Source organism: Gemella parahaemolysans (genome assembly GCF_053758945.1).
In genome coordinates this window covers 1-19,475 of sequence record NZ_JBSMTP010000010.1, presented here as the reverse complement: position 1 = coordinate 19,475, position 19,475 = coordinate 1, and the positions used below count along the sequence as shown (strand labels likewise).

Annotated in this window: 17 protein-coding genes and 1 rRNA gene; 4 read left to right on the top strand and 14 right to left on the bottom strand. The window is 28.9% G+C overall.

Annotated features, from left to right (window positions below; all coding sequences use genetic code 11):
- Positions 1-150: 150 nt before the first annotated feature.
- Positions 151-1,590, bottom strand: a complete 1,440-nt coding sequence (locus tag ACWOBP_RS06620; protein WP_455338013.1) for an amino acid permease — start codon at positions 1,588-1,590, stop codon at positions 151-153.
- A 384-nt stretch (positions 1,591-1,974) separates the two neighbouring features.
- Between ACWOBP_RS06620 and ACWOBP_RS06615 the strand changes: the two genes are divergently transcribed.
- From ACWOBP_RS06615 to ACWOBP_RS06600, 4 genes are all read left to right on the top strand, one after another.
- Positions 1,975-3,102, top strand: a complete 1,128-nt coding sequence (locus ACWOBP_RS06615; protein WP_455338012.1) for an acyl-CoA dehydrogenase family protein — start codon at positions 1,975-1,977, stop codon at positions 3,100-3,102.
- 176 nt (positions 3,103-3,278) lie between these two features.
- Positions 3,279-4,103 carry a phosphate/phosphite/phosphonate ABC transporter substrate-binding protein gene (locus ACWOBP_RS06610; protein WP_455338011.1) on the top strand — a complete coding sequence of 275 codons (825 nt, stop codon included), beginning with the start codon at positions 3,279-3,281 and terminating at the stop codon, positions 4,101-4,103.
- A gap of 2 nt (positions 4,104-4,105) precedes the next feature.
- The gene (locus tag ACWOBP_RS06605) at positions 4,106-5,281 is read left to right on the top strand and encodes a cobalamin-independent methionine synthase II family protein (protein ID WP_455338010.1); all 1,176 of its coding nucleotides are present in this window, start codon (positions 4,106-4,108) and stop codon (positions 5,279-5,281) included.
- On the top strand, positions 5,274-5,738 hold the full coding sequence (locus ACWOBP_RS06600; RefSeq protein WP_455338009.1) for an OsmC family protein: 465 nt from the start codon (positions 5,274-5,276) through the stop codon (positions 5,736-5,738). The genes ACWOBP_RS06605 and ACWOBP_RS06600 overlap by 8 nt, the downstream gene beginning before the upstream one ends.
- 155 nt (positions 5,739-5,893) lie before the next feature.
- Here ACWOBP_RS06600 and ftsZ read toward each other — a convergent pair whose 3' ends face one another.
- The 13 genes from ftsZ to rrf form a co-directional block, all read right to left on the bottom strand.
- Entirely contained in the window at positions 5,894-6,985 is a 1,092-nt protein-coding gene (gene ftsZ, locus ACWOBP_RS06595; protein ID WP_455338008.1) for a cell division protein FtsZ, read from the bottom strand.
- A gap of 20 nt (positions 6,986-7,005) precedes the next feature.
- Positions 7,006-8,388, bottom strand: coding sequence for a cell division protein FtsA (ftsA, locus tag ACWOBP_RS06590; RefSeq protein WP_455338007.1), 1,383 nt, complete (start codon positions 8,386-8,388; stop codon positions 7,006-7,008).
- 254 nt (positions 8,389-8,642) lie between these two features.
- Positions 8,643-9,581, bottom strand: coding sequence for a cell division protein FtsQ/DivIB (locus ACWOBP_RS06585; RefSeq protein ID WP_455338006.1), 939 nt, complete (start codon positions 9,579-9,581; stop codon positions 8,643-8,645).
- Positions 9,582-9,587: 6 nt separating this feature from the next.
- Positions 9,588-10,928: a UDP-N-acetylmuramoyl-L-alanine--D-glutamate ligase gene (gene murD, locus ACWOBP_RS06580; protein ID WP_455338005.1), complete on the bottom strand. Its 1,341-nt coding sequence runs from the start codon at positions 10,926-10,928 to the stop codon at positions 9,588-9,590.
- A gap of 1 nt (position 10,929) precedes the next feature.
- Complete coding sequence (mraY, locus tag ACWOBP_RS06575) at positions 10,930-11,913, bottom strand: phospho-N-acetylmuramoyl-pentapeptide-transferase (protein ID WP_455338004.1); 984 nt, start codon at positions 11,911-11,913, stop codon at positions 10,930-10,932.
- Positions 11,914-11,922: 9 nt separating this feature from the next.
- Positions 11,923-13,959, bottom strand: a complete 2,037-nt coding sequence (locus tag ACWOBP_RS06570) for a penicillin-binding transpeptidase domain-containing protein (RefSeq protein WP_455338003.1) — start codon at positions 13,957-13,959, stop codon at positions 11,923-11,925.
- Positions 13,960-14,121: 162 nt separating this feature from the next.
- Complete coding sequence (locus ACWOBP_RS06565; RefSeq protein ID WP_455338002.1) at positions 14,122-14,448, bottom strand: cell division protein FtsL; 327 nt, start codon at positions 14,446-14,448, stop codon at positions 14,122-14,124.
- Positions 14,449-14,463: 15 nt separating this feature from the next.
- Positions 14,464-15,399, bottom strand: a complete 936-nt coding sequence (rsmH, locus tag ACWOBP_RS06560) for a 16S rRNA (cytosine(1402)-N(4))-methyltransferase RsmH (RefSeq protein ID WP_455338001.1) — start codon at positions 15,397-15,399, stop codon at positions 14,464-14,466.
- Between the two features lie 11 nt (positions 15,400-15,410).
- Positions 15,411-15,842, bottom strand: a complete 432-nt coding sequence (gene mraZ / locus ACWOBP_RS06555) for a division/cell wall cluster transcriptional repressor MraZ (protein ID WP_455338000.1) — start codon at positions 15,840-15,842, stop codon at positions 15,411-15,413.
- Between the two features lie 146 nt (positions 15,843-15,988).
- Positions 15,989-16,873 carry a primosomal protein DnaI gene (gene dnaI / locus ACWOBP_RS06550; RefSeq protein WP_455337999.1) on the bottom strand — a complete coding sequence of 295 codons (885 nt, stop codon included), beginning with the start codon at positions 16,871-16,873 and terminating at the stop codon, positions 15,989-15,991.
- The gene (locus ACWOBP_RS06545) at positions 16,873-18,240 is read right to left on the bottom strand and encodes a replication initiation and membrane attachment family protein (RefSeq protein WP_455337998.1); all 1,368 of its coding nucleotides are present in this window, start codon (positions 18,238-18,240) and stop codon (positions 16,873-16,875) included. The genes dnaI and ACWOBP_RS06545 overlap by 1 nt, the downstream gene beginning before the upstream one ends.
- Positions 18,233-19,228 carry a hypothetical protein gene (locus tag ACWOBP_RS06540; protein WP_455337997.1) on the bottom strand — a complete coding sequence of 332 codons (996 nt, stop codon included), beginning with the start codon at positions 19,226-19,228 and terminating at the stop codon, positions 18,233-18,235. Before ACWOBP_RS06540 ends, ACWOBP_RS06545 begins: the two co-directional genes overlap by 8 nt.
- A gap of 118 nt (positions 19,229-19,346) precedes the next feature.
- A 5S ribosomal RNA gene (gene rrf, locus ACWOBP_RS06535) occupies positions 19,347-19,461 on the bottom strand.
- Positions 19,462-19,475 lie beyond the last annotated feature (14 nt).

Genomic DNA, 19,475 nt, shown 5'->3' with positions numbered 1-19,475 from the left:
AATTACTTAAATACAATTTTATCATAAACTGCAAGCATTTACCATAGTTTAAAAACTATTCAGTCTCTTTACTAAATAACTAAAGAATATAGTTTAATATGAAAGAAAAGATTAATAAGTTTATAACTCATTAATCTTTTTCAATATTAATTATCCCTTATATGGATGTATATCCATTTTTTCTAATTTAACAAATTTTTTCTTCGTTACTAATTTAAATACTATATACATTACTACACCGACAGCCGGACAAACTAAGTTATATGACATTTTTACAAAACCACCTGTTGCGTAATCAGCTACTAATTGTAGTAATATTATTGTTGCAAAAGAAAATAGTGCAATGTATGATCCTACAACACCTGTTTTAGATGTGTAAGGAAGAACATCTTCAGCTTTTTTCCCTTGCTTAACAATTGCTCTTCTTAAACGAATTTGTGATATTAATGAAACCATCCAAATTATCATTACTATAATACCAACCATAGAAAGTAACATATAATATCCACTTGGATTTAATCTTTCAAAAATAAAGCATAATACCATAAATATTGCCGAGAAAGTTAAAGCAAACACTGGTACTGAATTAGTATTTAATTTTTTAAATGCTTTAGGACCGTAATTATGCGAACTTAACGAAAACAACTGTCTACTAGAAACATACATACCTGAATTTGCTGCTGATAAAACTGAAGTTAAAATTACAGCATTCATAATAACTGCCGCCACTTCTAAACCAATGTTTTGAAATACGATTGTGAATGGAGAGGCTGTTACATTATTTGTGTCTAATAATCTTGGATCATTTGCTGATACTATTGAAGAAATTATTAACATTGTAGCTATATAAAATATTAATATTCTCCAGAAAACTTGTCTAACTGCTTTAGGCATTGTCTCTTTAGGATTTGGAGATTCTCCTGCTGTAACTGCTACAACTTCTGTTCCTCCAAATGAGAATGCTGCAGTTGAAAGAACACCAAATAATCCCAACACACCTGCACTACTTGTTTTTTCACCATTTTGAATAAATGTATGAATACCAGCTTCACTATTCCCAGTAGCTCCAAAGATGATTGCAGCTCCTACTATTAAGAATGCGACAACTGTCATGACTTTTATTATTGTTATCCAGTATTCAACTTCACCAAATACTTTAACACTTACTAAGTTTAATAAATATAAAAATACTAAAAAAACAATACAAATCGAAAACGTTGAAAATTGTCTAAAGAATTCCCAGTAATGTAATATTTTCGATAATGTTATTATATCAACACTTGCTACTAAAATCCACAGTATCCAAAACAACCAACCGACTCCAAATCCTACTCCTGGATCTATAAATCTAGTTGCATATGCTCCAAATGAACCTGAAACTGGATAAAATGTTGCCAATTCTCCTATAGAAGCCATTAAAAAGTATATAATAACTCCAATTAATGCATATGTTAAAACTGCTCCGTAAGAACCTGCTTTACTAACTACTGCACCACTAGCCATAAATAATCCCGTACCTATACATCCACCTATAGCTATCATACTAATATGACGAGCTTGTAGTTTTCTTTCCATCTTTGAATCTGCCATTCTTTTCATCCTTTCATTAATTAATTATATAAATATAGATTATACAAGATTTAATACAATTTGTAAATAAATTTTCAGACTTTTTTAGATAATTTTTTCAATTTTTATTTTTTAAATTTAGTTTCATTATTTTTGAAAATGATATCACCTATCATTTATTGGGATTTATTTTTATATTTCAAAATATAATATATTTATTAAAATGGTTATAAATATATCATTTTAGATTAGTTAATTATGAAATATTTATTATATATTTTATATAAATTTATTTTTTACATGTCCTTTTAAGTACTTTATAGAAAACATTTACAGAGTTATTCTTTGTGGTATAATTTTTGTATAAAAAATATATTAGATATATTAATATTAGGAGGCATTATTATGACAACATTTTACAAAGAAGCTAGGGAGTTTGCAAAAAAATATATAGATCCTATTGCAAAAGAAATAGACGAACAAGAAAGATTTCCTGAAGAAGTATTTAAAGAGTTAGGAAAAGCTGGATATTTTAAACTAATGATTCCAACTGAACTTGGAGGGTTAGGAAAAGATATGCAAGAACATGTAGATGCTTGCCGTGCTTTTGCTAAATCAAGTGCTACAGTAGGTCTATGTTATATGATGCATAATGTTGCACTAAACTGTGTTCTCTCTTATGCTGACGATAATCTAAAATCAAAAATTTGCAAAGACATTGTTGAAAATGAAAAATTTATGGCACTTGCGTACAGTGAATTAGGAACTGGGACACACTTCTATATCTCAGATGTCAAAACTGAATTTAAAGATAATTCGGTAGTATTTAATGGACTAAAAAGTATGGTGACTTCTGCAGAATTTGCATCTTATTATCTTGTTCTTACTCCTTCCGATGTTGAAGGTGGAATTGACAACTGGGTATTTCCTCTAGGTAGCAAAGGTCTAGAATTCAAACCTTCTACTTGGCATGGTCTAGGAATGCGTGGTAATGTTTCTTGTCAAATGGCAATTAACGATGTTGAGTTAAATAAAGAATTACGTATTGGTCAAGCTGGATCAGGAGTTGACCAAGTATTTACTATTGTTGCAACATACTTTATCACAGGTCTGGCTGCTGTCTATAGTGGTCTTTGCGAAGCAATACTAGAAGAAGCTGTGGCACATACTACTAATAGAAAATATCCTGATGGAAAATCTCTAAGTGAAATTGAAACTGTACAAATTCATCTAGCTAAAATCTATAGCCAAACTAATGCAGCAGTTCTTGGAACAAACGAAGCAGCTCGTAGTTTCTTAGCAAAAGATACCGATATACTAGCAAAAATTTTATCAGCTAGAATCTTTGCTAGTGAAGCTGCTATTGAATTAGCTCGTCTTGGAATGCGTGTTGGTGGTGGTAAAGCATATAACCGTGTTGGAAATATGGAACGCTATCTAAGAGATGCATTCGCAAGTCATATTATGGCACCTAGTGTTGACGTGCTTACTATCTGGTTAGGAAAAGCAATCACAGGTCAACAATTGCCATAGAACATTTTTCTAAAATAACTCATTTGAGGGACACCTCAAAAGTTCTAAATTCTCAAAAGTTTGTATGAGAACTTATAAGCTTTGTAGGGGTGACTCCACAAAATCGATTCTCAGAAATCACGATTTTTGGGTCACCTCTCATTTTAAAAAATATAATTAAGAAGAGGTATATTATTATGACAAAATTAAAAGTTGGAGCTGTTATTTATGATCCTAAGGTTACTGTAATCTGGGGAATTATTGCAAAATTTTTTGAAGATGAAAACTTCCCTATCGAACCAGTTTATTACAAGGATTACAAAGGTCAAGTTGATGGTTTATTAGCTAAAGAAATTGATGTGGCTTGGAATTCTCCTTTAGCCTGGTTAGATACAAATATACGTACTAAAGGTACTGCACTAAACGGTTCTATGCGTGATACAGACCGCGATCGTAGTTCATATTTAGTAGTAAAAGCTAACAGTAACATAAATTCTATTGAAGACTTAAAAGATAAAACAATTGGATTCGGTGCAATTGATTCACCACAAGCCAGATTAATTCCTATTAACCATCTTCACAAACTTGGTTTAGAATTTGGAAAAGATTATACTGAAAAACGATTTGATATCGGTGTTGGGCTTCATGGTGACCATGTTGGTGGAGAGCTTGATTCAGCAATTGCTTTAAAAAATGATGAAGTAGCAGCTACGTGGATGTTAGATTTAAACTATAATGCATGGATTGCAGATGGAACTCTAGATGAAAATCAGGTTAAAATCTTATCAAAAACAGATTTCTTTGATCACTGTATCTTTTCAGGACATCCAGATTTAGACGTAGCTCGTTTTGAAAAATTTATAGAAGTATTACATAAAATGGATTACAATAATCCAGATCATAAAGAAATGATGGATATGGAAGGCTTAAAAGAATGGATCTCTGGTCGCACTTCTGGATTTAAACAACTTACTGAAGCCAACGAATATTTAAATTTTTTTAAAGAGTTTTATGGTGAATAATTATGACTAATTCATCTTTCGTAGTTTCTCTTCTTGGTAGTATGCCTCGTAGTAAAAAACTTTTAACCGCAAAACGAAAATTAAATAAAGGAAATATCGACTTAAAAACATATCAAGAAATCTTAGATGAAGAAACAAAATATGTAGTTGAACTTCAAGAAAATAATTATATTGATATAATAACTAGCGGTGAACTAAATCGAGATAATTATGTTTCATTTATTGCTGAGCGTTTAGACGGTGTTACAATGATGAGTATGGCTGATATGTTTGATTATATTGAAGACAAACAAGGCTTTGAACAAATATTAGAAATACTAGACGTTCCTGCAATTAGTATAAAAAATGCAATTTGTACTGGAAAAGTAAAATATAATAAACCTTTGGTTGCTGATGAAATGATTGAACTAAAAAAATTAACCGATAAGAAAATCAAAGCAACATTACCAGGTCCCTATTTAATAACTAGATCTATGTGGTTACCTGCTCTATCAAAACAATATTACGATAACAAGGATTCTCTAGGTGAAGATATTATTAAAATATTAAAAGAAGAAATTGATTCATTAGCAAAAATAGGAGTAGATGTTATTCAATTTGATGAGCCTGTATTAACCGAAGTAGTATTTTCTGAAGGAAAAACAAGATCTTTTATGTGTGCAGCATTATCTGAGAAAAAAGATCCTACTGAAGAATTAAAATTTGCTACTAAATTAATTAAATCTGTAATAGATTATGCCAAAGAAAAAGAAATATTAGTTTCTCTTCATGTTTGTCGTGGTAATTGGAGTCGTGATGAAAGTATTCTCCTTACTGGACCGTATACTCCTCTACTTCCATTATTCGAAGAAACTCTTCCTAATATACTTACATTAGAATTTTCTACTCCTCGTGCTGGAGAAATATCTTCATTATTCAGTAGTACTTTAATAAAAGACAATTGTATATTAGGATTAGGAGTTATGAATCCAAGAACCGATGATATCGAGCCATTAGAGAATATTTTAGCACGTGTAGAAGAGGTTATGAAATATATTCCTAAGGAACGAATTTGGTTAAATCCCGACTGTGGCTTTGCTACATTTGCAAATAGACCCGTAAGTACAATGGAGATTATTGATAAAAAATTAGCTCGTCTAAATGAGGCTAAAAACACATTGAGGCAGCTATATGACTAATTTATACGAATCAAATAATTATGACCTTAGCTTTAGAGGGATTTTATCTAATAATGATTTTAAACTATATACTAATAATGATACTATTTTAGTTTCAAGTGATATTAACTTTGATATTAATGCAGATTATAGAAGCAGCATAAATTATTTAGCATCTTCAATATTAGGTGGGATAGCCCATACTATAATAAATGAAAGTAAACATTCTAATATAGTCATTGAAGAACTTGAGGGAAAAATTCATCTAGTATTAAAAAATCCTCTAACCCTTTTAAATGTTAAAGGTTATAACGAAAAACCAAAAATTGATAGCTGTTTAATCACGTATTATTTATATGCAGATATTGATGAAAATAATCTTATAGAATTTTGTAATTCATCACTAAATAAATCCTTTATTTACAATACACTAAAAAATGCAATCAATTTTAAAATAAAATTTACTCTAATTGATTAGAATACAGGGAGTGATTAAAAAATTGTGATCTTAGTAATTTTGTAGTATCACTCCCTATCATTTTAATTTATCTATATTTCTTAGTTTTTATTCTCGTCTATTACAACATAAAAAAGAAAAATCGAGTAATTCCCGATTTTTCTTTTTTTCATTTATTAGATTTCTCTTCTTGTTCTTCTTCTTGGACGTGGGTACATTTCTTGTTCTACTTCGTTTTTACCGTATCCACTTGTGAATGAGCTAGCTTCTGGTTGAGCTGGACGTTGTGCTAAGATATCTCTTTCAACACTCACTCCATCTTCTTCGAATCCAGTAGCGATTACTGTAACAACGATTTCATCAGTTTTTTCTAGCTCTTCGTTAAATACTGTACCGAAGATCATGTTTACTTCATCGTCACTAGCTTCTTGAACGATACTTGCAGCTGCTTGAGCTTCAAATAAACTTAATGATGGTCCACCTGTGATGTTTAATAACACACCTTTTGCTCCAACGATAGAAGTTTCTAATAATGGAGATGAAATAGCTTTTTTAGCTGCTTCGATAGCTCTGTTTTCACCTGAAGCTACACCGATACCCATTAATGCTGAACCTTGGTCAGCCATGATAGCTTTAACATCAGCGAAGTCAAGGTTAACTGTACCAGATACGTTAATTAAGTCAGAAATACCTTGTACCCCTTGACGTAATACGTTATCAGCTTCAACGAATGCTTGCATCATTGGAGTAGATTTATCAACGATATCTAATAATCTATCGTTAGGAATAACGATAAGTGTATCTACTGCACCTTTAAGTGAGTTAATTCCTGCTGTAGATTGTACTTGACGTTTTTTACCTTCAAAGTTAAATGGACGAGTAACAACACCTACTGTTAATGCTCCTAATTCTTTAGCAATACCTGCTACGATTGGAGCGGCACCAGTACCTGTTCCTCCACCCATACCAGAAGTAACGAATACCATATCCGCTCCTTCTAGTGCTGCTTCAATTTTATCTTTAGTTTCTTCAGCTGCTTTACGTCCTACCTCTGGATTAGCTCCAGCTCCAAGACCTTTAGTTAATTTTTCACCAATTTGAATTCTTACGTCTGCTTTAGAACGTTTTAATGCTTGAGCATCTGTGTTTACTGCGATAAACTCTACATTTTGAATTCCACTTTCTACCATTCGGTCAACGGCGTTACCTCCACCGCCACCAACACCTACTACTTTAATTACTGCTGATTGATCAAATTCTTCAAACATTCTTTATTTCCTCCTGATTATTATTCAAAAAACGAATTATACATTTTAGTTATTTTATCAAAAAAGTTTTTCTCTTCTTTGTCTTTATCTTTTTTCTCTTCTTCGTAATAAACTTCTTCCTCTAACTCTTCTTTATGAGGTTCAGTTATTACCGGTGCATCAACATTTGAACTATTTACCGAAATTTCTTGCACTGCAGAAACATTTTCAAATGTTGAATTTGTATTTTTTACTGTTGGTATTTCATCTGTTACTTGGTAACCAAATAATGATTCGATTTTATAACTGCTAGTTAACGTTCCAACTACTACTGAAAGTTCCGGAGAATTAGCTCCAATAATCTTTGGAGATCCAATTCTAACATTCATTTTTCTTAACATTTCTTTTGCTAAGTCTAATACTCCTGGCATTAAAGTTGTACCACCAGTTAGTACTACATTTCCTTTTACTCTATTTATTCCCGCTTTTCTAAGAACATCAAATGAACGTAAGATTATTTCTTCAACTATTTCCTCAATATAGTCGGCAAGCTCTTTTTGAGTATATGGTTCTTCATCTGGCTCTAAGTTATCTAATTCAACAATTACTTGTGGAGAGGCTAAATCATAAAATGCATGTCCCTGCGTAACTTTTATTTCTTCAGCTCTCTTCAAAGGAACATTCAATACATCAGAGATTGTACGTGTAATATCTTCACCTGCTAGTTCTATTGATTGTGACAACTGTAGTATTCCATCTTCAAAATAACTTACTGTCGTTAGCCCAGCACCTATATCAATTATCACTGAACCATAATCTTTTTCTTCTTCATTAAGTAATAATTCACCCAATGAATGTGATGTACAAAATGTTTCATTACAATCCAAACGTAAATTTTCAATACTTTTATATATTGTGTGTAGGTGAGTTTTAGATGTTAAAACTCTATTACCTGTAACTTCAAATGTATTATGAACAGTCATTCCTTTTGGTTTTCTTATATTTTCAATATCATCAAGGCGATAGTAATCTGGAATTACTTGAACTACTTCTCTTTCACGTGGCAATGGTAGAATCTTAGCTTCTTCAACAACTTCTTCGATATCCCTACCATCAATATCATGTTTTGTATCAAATTTAATTTCCGCTACACTTTTTTTTATATGAGTGTGTATACTTGGAACTGCTACATATAACGATCTTATGTCTTTATTAGCTTCACTTTTTGCAATGTCTATCGCTTTTTGAATATCTCTAGAGGCAGATTCTACATCAATAATGTTCCCACGTTTAATGGATGTAGTTTTTACAATTCCTACTCCGAGTATATTCAATTTTTCATATACTACATCTGCTATAATCACTTTTATACTAGATGATCCCAGATCTATTGAAGTATACAATTGTGAACTCAAGTCAAACACTCCTTCCTTTTAAAACTTTGTTATTATAATAAAATTGTAAATACACACTGATTTTATTTACACATACTAAATTATAACATAAAATCAAAAAAAAAAATATGCAAAACTTCAAAAAAAATTAAATTTTATTAAAATATTTTCAATTTGTAATATAATTTGAAACTTTTTAAAATTTATATTATTTTTAACTAAAAAAGTATCCAAAATATAAAATTTTGGATACTTTTTTACTATTTCCTTATATTATTATTTACCTATTGTTTTGTATTATTTTTGTTTGTCGTTGAAGAGTTATTTTGTTTATTTGTAGTAGAATTTTCAGCTTTGTTATCTTTTTTTACTTCGTTTTTATTTTTATCGTATTTACTATCTTTTTCTGTAGAATCTTCCCTTAAACCTTGTCTTGTCAATAATTGTTTTATACTATCATTTCTTTTTTGCTCTGATTTTGGAGTTTCAAGATATGAACCATTTATTAAATTTAAAGTTGTATTATTTTTATCTTCAATATATTTAGATATCTCTTCATAATAATTTAACTTATTCGAAAAACTTGACCTTAGAGCTTTAACTTTTTGGCCATCTTTCATATAAATAATAATATTATCATTCTCATCATTAATAATTTCTGAAATTTGAGATTTTACTTCCTCTTTTAAATTATTTAAATTCTTGTATATTTCTTCTAATTTACTGCCATCATCTTTAAAATTTTCTAAAATTGGTAAATTATAATTATTTTTTACATTACCTGAATAAGGTTTTCCATTTTCCATAATTATTTCAAAACTACCATCTTCTTTTTTATTTTGTGCAATAAAATTATATTCTTCTACTTTTATCTCAATAGTAGAGGGTAATTTTGAATGAACTGATACGAACTTAAATATTTCAAACTTTGATTGTATGTTATTTTGAATTTCATTATCTTTTATAGCCCAAGTTTTTAAATCATTATTTATGTTTCCTGCTTTCAGTATTTCTTCCTTACTAATTTGATTATTACCTTCAATTTTAATAGTTTTTAATTTTAAATAATTACTAAATAGTAATAAGAATACTGATATCACAATTAAAAATAAAGTTACTATAAATATTAGTTCTCTTCTTTTTTTCCTTTTAATTTTCTCTAATGAACTTCTTCTTTTCTCATTATCTAATTTTGAAAGTAACTTTTTATTCTTCCTGTTCATAGTTTTTTAATCCTCTTGACTAATCTTTTCAAACGTTGCTATAAATTCCTCTCCACGATCTTCAAAACATCTATATTGATCCCATGATGCACATGCTGGTGATAATAAAACTATATCTCCTCTTTTTGCAAGTTTATTTGCTAAGAAAGTTGCATCATCTATTTTTGTTGCTCTCTCACATTCTACCCCATTAGTAGTTGCTAAGTTAAATAATATCTCTTTACTTTCACCAACAACAACCATTGCTTTAATTCTCGGGAAAAATGGAACAAGTTCTTTAAAGTCAATTCCTCTATCTTTCCCTCCACACACTAATATTATATTATTTTCAAATCCAGAAAGTGCAGTGGTTGTAGCTACTGGATTAGTAGCTTTAGAGTCATTATAGAACTTCACTCCTTTGTGTTCTCCTACAAATTGCAATCTATGTTTTACTCCGCTAAAACTGTAAAGTACTTCACGTATTGTAGAAATATCTGCACCTTTTATATAAGAAATTAATGCTGCATTTATAGCATTTTCTATATTATGCATACCTGGAAGTGATATTTTTGTAATATCAAATAATTCTATATCTTTATAAACTACCATATTATTTTTTACAAATACATCTGCTTCTGGATTTTCTTTAGTATCATAAAAAATCACTTGTGAATTAATTTCACTTATTTTATATTTTTCAACTTCTTTAATATTTAAAACTAGTATGTCATCTTTTGTTTGGTTTTTGTAAATATTTCTTTTAGCATTTCTATAATTTTCCACACTTCCATGATAATCTAAGTGTCCGATTCCTAAGTTTGTAATAGCTGCAATTGATGGTTTAAAGTATTTAGTTCCTTGTAATTGAAATGATGATACTTCAGTAACTATTAAAGCATTAGGATGATTGTATGCAACTTCTATTGATGGATAACCAATATTCCCAGCTAAATAAACATCCTTCTGAGCATTTTTCAGTATATCAAACGTCATTTGCGTTGTTGTAGTTTTCCCATTAGTTCCAGTTATTGCAACCATATCGATATTAAATAATGTATTAGCTAATTCTATCTCAGTAATAATATCAATATTTTTTTTAATTGCTTCTTGTAAAAAATCAATCTCATATTTAATTCCCGGATTTTTAACAATTAAATCTATATTATCTAACAGTTCTAAAGGATGGCCTCCATCAACAATCTCAACACCTAAGTTTCTCAACTCAATAGCTTTTGCATCACTACTTAAATCATCATATGCATTTAATATTACATCATAACCTAGTTTATTTAAAATTTTTGCTGTTGAATAACCACTTCTAGCAAATCCTAATACTAATATTTTTTTATCTTCTAAATTTATCATTTTATATTACCCCTACAAAATACCCTATAGCTGAAGAAACAACAGCTATAATAACAAAAATGTATACAGTTTTTACTTCACCATAACCTGATAATTCAAAGTGGTGATGTAATGGTGACATTTTAAAAATTCTTTTACCAGTTTTCTTGAAGTACGCTACTTGAATAATCACTGATAGTGTTTCTAATATATATACTAAACCAATAAATAAAAATGCTACTTCTTTATGTAAGATTACTGAAATTGCTGCTAGAATTCCACCTAAAGCCAATGATCCAGTATCACCCATAAATATTTTTGCTGGATTTCTATTAAATAATAAAAATCCTACAAGTGCTCCTACTATTGTTAAACAAAATACTAATACAGGGAAGTTATTCTCTTTATATGCTAATAAAGCAAATGTAGTAGTTGTAATAATTGTTACGCTAGTTGCCAATCCATCTAATCCATCTGTTAAATTAACTGCATTAGAAAATCCTGTTTGCCAAAATACTAGGAAAATTATATATAAATATGAGATATTTAAATTATAATCCAATCCTGGAATATGTATATAGTTAATATCTTTGTAGATAAATGTTACTAGTATATAAAATATTACAGAAAATAGTATTTGTAACATTAATTTTTTTCTTGGTGCTAAGCCATCATTTTTCTTTTTCACTACTATTAACATGTCATCAATATATCCTATTATCGAAAATGAAATAGTTGTATAAATGAATAGTATGTAATATTTTATATTTGCGCTATCTAAGAAACTAGCAACTATTAGTGATATAACTATCGCAATTATAAAGGAAATCCCCCCCATAGTAGGTGTTCCTTTTTTATGCATATGACTTTGTGGTCCTTCTTCCCTGATTGCTTGACCAAACTTTAGTTCGTGTAAATATTTTATTAATCTAGGTAGCATTAACACTGTCAGAAAGAATGCTACCATTAATAACGATATAGCAAAAATTGTATCTGAATTACTCATTTCATTCTCCTAACTAAATTTTATTTTTATCTTTTCCCCTTTTTTCACAATTTTTTGCGCTGGAATAGATTGTTGTTTGACAAATCCATTTCCTTCAGTTTCTATATCTAAACCAGATAATTTTCCATAGTTAAGTATATCTATTTTTGACCATCCGACAAAATTAGGTAAAACTATATTTTCATCAGAAACTAATAAAAATACTCTTTCATCTTGACGAATTAGATTACCACCAGAAGGATATTGACCAATAATATCTTTCCCACTTCCAATTGTTATAATATTTTTCGTTTTTTGTTGTAGTTTAGCTATAGTTGAATCAATATTTTCTCCTATAAAATCTTCCATATAATAGTTTTTCACACTATTATTGTCATTTGATTTCTTAACATTTAAGTAATTAAGAGTATTTTCCATTATTGGTTTAAATATTTCAGAGGCACCATTAGCATAACTTTCCCCCAATTTTTTTGAAGGTAATTTCAAACCAACATATAAAATAACTTGTGGATCTTCACTCGGTGCATACCCTATAAATGAATGTAATACTTGATATTGACTCTTATAGTATGTACCTGTTTTCGAATCTACAACCTGTGCTGTTCCTGTTTTTCCTGACGTACTATAGTTGTCTACAGCATATCTTTTACCACCTTGGGCCCAAGTTCCGTTTACAACTCCATATAATTCTTCTTTCATTATATCTACCGTATGTTTAGAAATAGGAGTTCCTACTACCGTTCTTTGCCCAATATTGACATCTTTATCAATTGTTTTATCATGAATTCTTTGTAAAAAGTATGGTGCTAACATCTGTCCATCATTTAAAATTGCTGTTTCTGCTTGAACCATTTGCATCGCAGTTACCGTACTACCTTGTCCAAATACTGTTGTTGAAGCTGAAACTTTATTATTAAATACTAAATCACCAGTTGCTTCATTACCATATAATGAATTTGTACTTTTTCCAAATCCAAAGTTTTCTAAGCCTGTTTTTAATTTCTCAGTTCCCAATTCATTTAATAATGTTAACATTAAAGTATTTGAAGATTGTTGGAAACCATGACGTTGAGTAATTGTTCCCCAACCAATCTTATTCCAGTCAAAAATTGTAGCGTCTTCCACTCGATATGAACCAGATCTATAGTAACTATCTGGTTTATATATATTATTTTCTACCATTATCGACATTGTAAATGTTTTAAATGTCGAACCTGGTTCATAAGCTGAGTTATAGAAAATATTTGACCATGCATTTGCTAGATTTTCTTGGGTATTCGGATTAAAAGCAGGTGTTTGGCCTAAACCTAATATTTCTCCTGTTTTAGGGCTAACTGCAATTGCAAAAGCACTTTCCGGTTCATATTTATCTTGAATATCTTTTAAAGTATTATCGATGAAACCTTGAATATTTTTATCAATCGTTAAATAAATATCCGCACCATCCACTGGTTTCATCTCAACTTTTGGGATATTAGAGACAACTTTCCCCCATGCATCTTTAGCATATGTAATATGTCCTTCTTTTCCTCTAAGGTAATAATCAAAAGTTTTCTCTACTCCTAATCTACCTGTAATCAAATCACTATCTGGAGAATTTTGAGCAAATCCTAAAAAGTTTCCAAGCATACTTCCATTTGGGTAATACCTTTTCGTTGTGGCTATAAATTCAATTCCCGGAAGTTTTAATTCTTCTATTTTCTTTTTATCTTCAACGCTTATATCTTTTCCAGCAGTTCCAAATTCTACTTGATAAACACCTTGTTTTGTAAGAATTTCTTTTATTTTACTTTTATCTAATTTTATAAATTTAGATAATTCATTTGCAGTTTTATCAATATCTACTACATGTCTAGGATTAGTATCATCTTCTGTAGCTTTATCTGAAACTACAGCAACTAATTTATATGACTCTATATTATCCGCGAGTATATTTCCATTTCTATCATAAATTTTACCGCGATTTGGTTGTAAATTACTATCTATTTTATATTTTTTATCCGCTAATTCAGAAAGATTATGTCCCCTTACTGTTCCTATTAGCATCATTTGTCCTATATTTAATATTAATATCCATACAAAGAAAAAAACAAAAATTAGAAAAAATACAATTTTTGTTCTTTCTCGAGAGATATAATCTTTTCTTTCTAAACTTCTTCTATCTTCCAAAAACTTTAAAGTTAATATTTTCTTAAAAAGTTTTATCAATTATCTCACTACCTTTATACTATCTTTTTGAGTTTTCATTCCTACCGTCTCAGCAATTTTTTTAACTCTTTCGTAAGATGATAGATTGTTTATCATAACTTTTTGTTCATTATTATTTTTTTGTTTTTCTGATATTACAATATCATTTTTTTGTTGAGCACTTCGTAGTGAATAAATCTCTCCCTTATAGTTTAACATAACTACGTTGGCAAGTAAAATAACTCCTACAAAAACTCCATAAGCTGTTTTTTCTAATAAATTAAATTTTACTTTTTCTTGTACTTTTTTTACTCCATACTCTTGACTATACACCTTTAATGTAGCCATTTTATTTCCTCCCTTCTACTTCGTCTGAATTTCTGCAACTCGTAGTTTTGCACTTCTTGATCTATTATTTTCTTCTAATTCAATATCACTAGGATATATAGGTTTTCTTGTAATTACTTTTAATTTTGATAAACTTTCTTCTGGCATAATAGGAAGGTTTTTCGGAATATCTTTTGATTTAGAATAAGAGTTAAATATTTGTTTACAAATTCTATCTTCAAGAGAATGGAAGGTAATTACAGATATTCTTCCTCCTATACTAACGATATCTATTGCTTGTTCTAATGAATCTTCAAATACAGATAACTCATTATTAACAGCAATACGAATTGCTTGGAATACTCTTTTGGCTGGATGACCTCCAGTTCTTCTTTTAGCAGCAGGGATAGATTCTTTTATTATTTCTACTAATTCAAAAGTAGTTTCTATAGGTTTTTGTTCACGTTTTTTTTCGATATTTCTTGCAATTTGTTTAGAAAAATTTTCTTCGCCATAACGATAGAATATTTTTACTAAATCATGATAGCTATATTCATTAACGACTTCATATGCACTAATTTCCGCATCAGTATCCATACGCATATCTAATCTTGTATCATAGTTATAACTAAAACCTCTTTCAGGTGTGTCTAATTGTGGGGAAGAAACTCCTAAATCATAAAGTACTCCATCAACTTCATTTACACCATGTTCTTCTAATTTTTCTTTCAAATTAACAAAATTAGATTTAATAAAGACAACTTTATCACTGTATTCAGCTAATTTCTCTTTGGCATTCTCTAATGCAACATTGTCCTGATCAAATGCATATAGTTTTCCATTTTTTAAGCGTTTTAAAATTTCTAAACTATGACCTGCTCCACCAAGAGTACAATCTACATAAATGCCATCTTCTTTTATATCTAAGCCTTCTACAGCTTCATTTAATAATACACTATAATGTTTAAACATTTTCACCCATCCTAAAAATCAAAATCTTCTAATTCTTCTGCTATTTCTTCAACGCTAGCTTCACTTTCTTCAAGTAGGTCTTCCCAGCGAGCTTTATCCCATATTTCTATCCTATTTGATAAACCATTTACAACACACTCTTTATCTAAAAAAGCATGTTCTATAAGAGCATTGGGAATGTTAATTCTTCCCTGTTTATCTATTTCAACTTCAGTGGCTCCAGAAAAGAAGAAACGTTGGAAAGTACGGGCATTTTTCTTTGTAATAGGTAGTGATTTTATCTTACTTTCCACTTTTTGCCACTCTTGTAGTGAATAGCCAAATAAACAAGAGTCTAAACCTCTTGTAATAATAAATTTTTCACCTAGTTCATCTCTGAACTTTATTGGAATACTAAGCCTTCCTTTGGCATCCATTTTATTATTATATTGACCTATAAACACTACTTCTCACCACCTTACTTTTATAATTTACCACATTTCCCCACTTTTTTCCACTAATTTCTAAAAAAAAATAATTTTTTTTGAATTTTTCACCATAAAAAAGAAAAAGCATTTTCAAACTAAAATGTTTAAAAATGCTTTTTCTTTTAATTATAATATTCTCTTTCATTTTCTCCATCTAGAAAATGTGCGACACTTAAAGAATGTATTCTTTCCACTATTCTTAAGGCTTTTGTTTTATCTACTGATGTTTTTCCATTAGATAGTAATTCTGCCAAATCATCTATACTTAAATTAGATGAGAAAAATGTCGGTAATCTCTCTGCTTCTCTATAGTTTATAATAGGTCCAAGAACCTCATCACGAATGAATTCCGTTATATTTTCTGCACCTATATCATCAATTATTAAAATCTCTTCATTTCTAATTAAATCTATATATAAATCATAACTATTATTACTAATTTTAGATTTTATTTTTCTAATGAATTCAGGATAATATAAAATTGTTGGTTCTTTTCCACTTTTCCTAAAATAATTATAAATACATCCCATCAAATACGTCTTTCCAGTTCCAGTAGGTCCATACACATAAGCACCTCTTGTACTTTTCTTATTAAGGATACTCATACAAGAGTTGACAATTTCTATTGCTAATTTTGCTTTCTTACTATTTTTCGATAAATTATCAAAAGTGTATGTTAATACTCTTTTCGGAATAAATTCTGTCTTAATTTTATTCGATATTTTTTGGTTTTCAACTTTTTGTTTATATTCTTCAGTCTCTTGATAAACTATATTAACTTCTCTATTATTACAAATCAATTTAGGTTGATGTTCAATATTCAACATCCTATCTTTTGAAATATAATACTGATAAAATTTTTCAATGTTATTTTCAACATCAACTTTAGAAAAGTTATTATCACGAATAAATTTAATTATCTCTACATCAGTTAAAACTTTTTCAGAGATAAACTTCTTAAATGAAGTTTCTGTATTACTTGATACTATGTTGGATAATTTTTTCATTACACATCCCCTTTATTATATAATACTTTCATCAAATCTTTAAAGGTATCCTCATCTTCTTTTGTAACTACTCTGTCTTCTTCCGTCTTCATTTCATTAAAGTTATTTTTTCTATTTTGTAAATATTCAGGAAAAGGCGCATGATTTGATTTTTTATTATTTGAATAAGTTCTTTGCGGACTCTTATTAGTGCTAGTAGCTTTAGTTTTTTTATTTCTATTAGCTCTAACAAAATCAATAGCGTCTTTTGCTCCAAAAAGTTTCTGAGCACTCCAGGTACTCGCAATTTTGTCAATATAATTTATATGTGGTACTGAGTTATTACCACTTTGCTTAATTGAATACTCTAACAATATATTAAGTACACCTGTTGGAAAATTATATTTACTTTGTAGTTCTTCAATATTTTTAGCATCTATTTTAGAGATTACTATACCTACCTGCTTATTTAAATATTCTACAAAATTAGTGTTATCGACTTCTCTAGCAAATCTTTCATCTTCAGTTAACTGCTCTTCTTTTATACTAGCAAGGTTTTTATTTACCATACGATCAAGCGTTGGAATCTCTTGCTTTCTAACATTGACATTTAATTGAGCTATATAATCACTAAGAACCTTAATATTAATTTCACTAGCTCCATTAGAAATTTTTACAGATTTTTCTATAGCGCTAGACATATCCTCTGGAGACATTTTATAAATATGAGCTAACCCTAAAATTTTGTTTTTAATTTCATCATTTGATATTACATCAGTTAGGTAACTATTAGCTAAATAGAAATTTAATTTATCAAAATCAAAGAAATATTTATCAAAGTTTGGACCATTAATAGTTTTACTTGTTATATAATCAAAGCTAAAATCATTTAAGTTTTCTAAACGGAAAACATCGGAAAACTTCGCTGTAATATCTTCAAAACTCTTAAAACTTACTTTATCTAAAGAATAATAATTAACTAATTCAGAATAATTATTAGATCCCAATGTATTCTCTAATAATTTTGCAAGAACTGGTGTATTAAAGAACTCTTCAAAACTTAATGCTTCTTTAATTTTGTATATAAATTGTCCGACTCCATTATTGTCAAAATACAGTGATTGAATCAAGCCTAAAGCTTCTAATTTTTTTCTTGAAATTAAGAATTTATTATCTGATAAACCAAGATTATCAAGTATATCATAATGCAGATAACTTTTAGAAAGATTTTTATCACTAAGCATCTTACTTCCAAAAAAAGTATACAGACTAATTGCATCATTGCCAAGTAGTGGTAAATATAAGTTATGTAATTCTTTAATACGTTTAGATATATCATAGTCATTATAGACGCAATAGTAATCTTTAACCGAAAATTTATTATTCATGATTATCATCCATTACTTCAATAATAATTTGAGTATACTCTAACGCAAAAATGAAATTTTGATTGTAGTCATACTTTATTTTATCATCATTTCGTAGAGGTGCGAAGAAAGATTTAACTAAAATAGGATAGATATTATCTAATAATAATTTAGCATTATCATTCTCATAAAGTTCTCTTAAGAAATTAAACACTTTATACACACAGTCAAGAAATTCTTCTTTATTAGGTGTACTAATATTAGTATGACTTTCTATAATAGTTGAAAAGCTAAGAATATTTTTCTTGTCATTTTTTGTTACAAAAGTTCTTAAATCTTCAATAAGTTTATACATATAATTAAAGAAGATATCATGGTTTTCTAAATAGTCATTATTAATAATCTTAGATTCATTTTTTAATAACAACTTATTAATATTATAGTCCGTAACGAATAAATAAATCTTATAAAGATCTGAAAATTCAACATCACTTAGTTTTAAATAGTCATGAACAATACTATTCAAACTCTTACCTTCTTTATAAATATTATAAATAGTATTTAACCAAATAAACTCATCAAGATTTTCTTTTTCAATAAGTGTAATTAAATAATTATTAAAATTATACTGCTGCTCATCTTCAAAAATTATAGAAATTCTGCTTTCAATTCTAGTAAGAATTAAGTTGAATTCTTTTTCTAATTCTTTATCAAAATTATCATCATCAAAATCTGGTTTTAACGAGGCCTTTATACGCTTAAACTCATCACTACTATTATCAAAATTATCAATTCTTTCTTGATAAATTTCATTATATCCAGGCTTTTGTGAATAATAATAGTTTTCTATAGCTTTATTAAATTCTAATACTTTTCCTAAAATTTTAATATATGCAACTTTTATATTTTTATTATTAGATATATTATTAATTAATTTTAACGCACTTAAAATATCTTTCTTATTTTCACTAGTTAGAACTAATGTTTTTTCATCTTCTAAATAAAACATTCCCTAAACCTCCAAAAAAATATTACTACTTTATGATACTCTATTTTGAAAATAAAATCAAAATATATGTAAAGATTATATAAAAAAAGAACCTTCCAAAAGGAAGGCCCTCACTATTGCCTGGCAACGTTCTAGTCTCACAGGGCGTAAGCCCAACTACATTCGACGCTAAAGAGCTTAACTTCTGTGTTCGGTATGGGTACAGGTGTGTCCTCTTCGCTATCGCCACCAGACGAAAACTTCATAT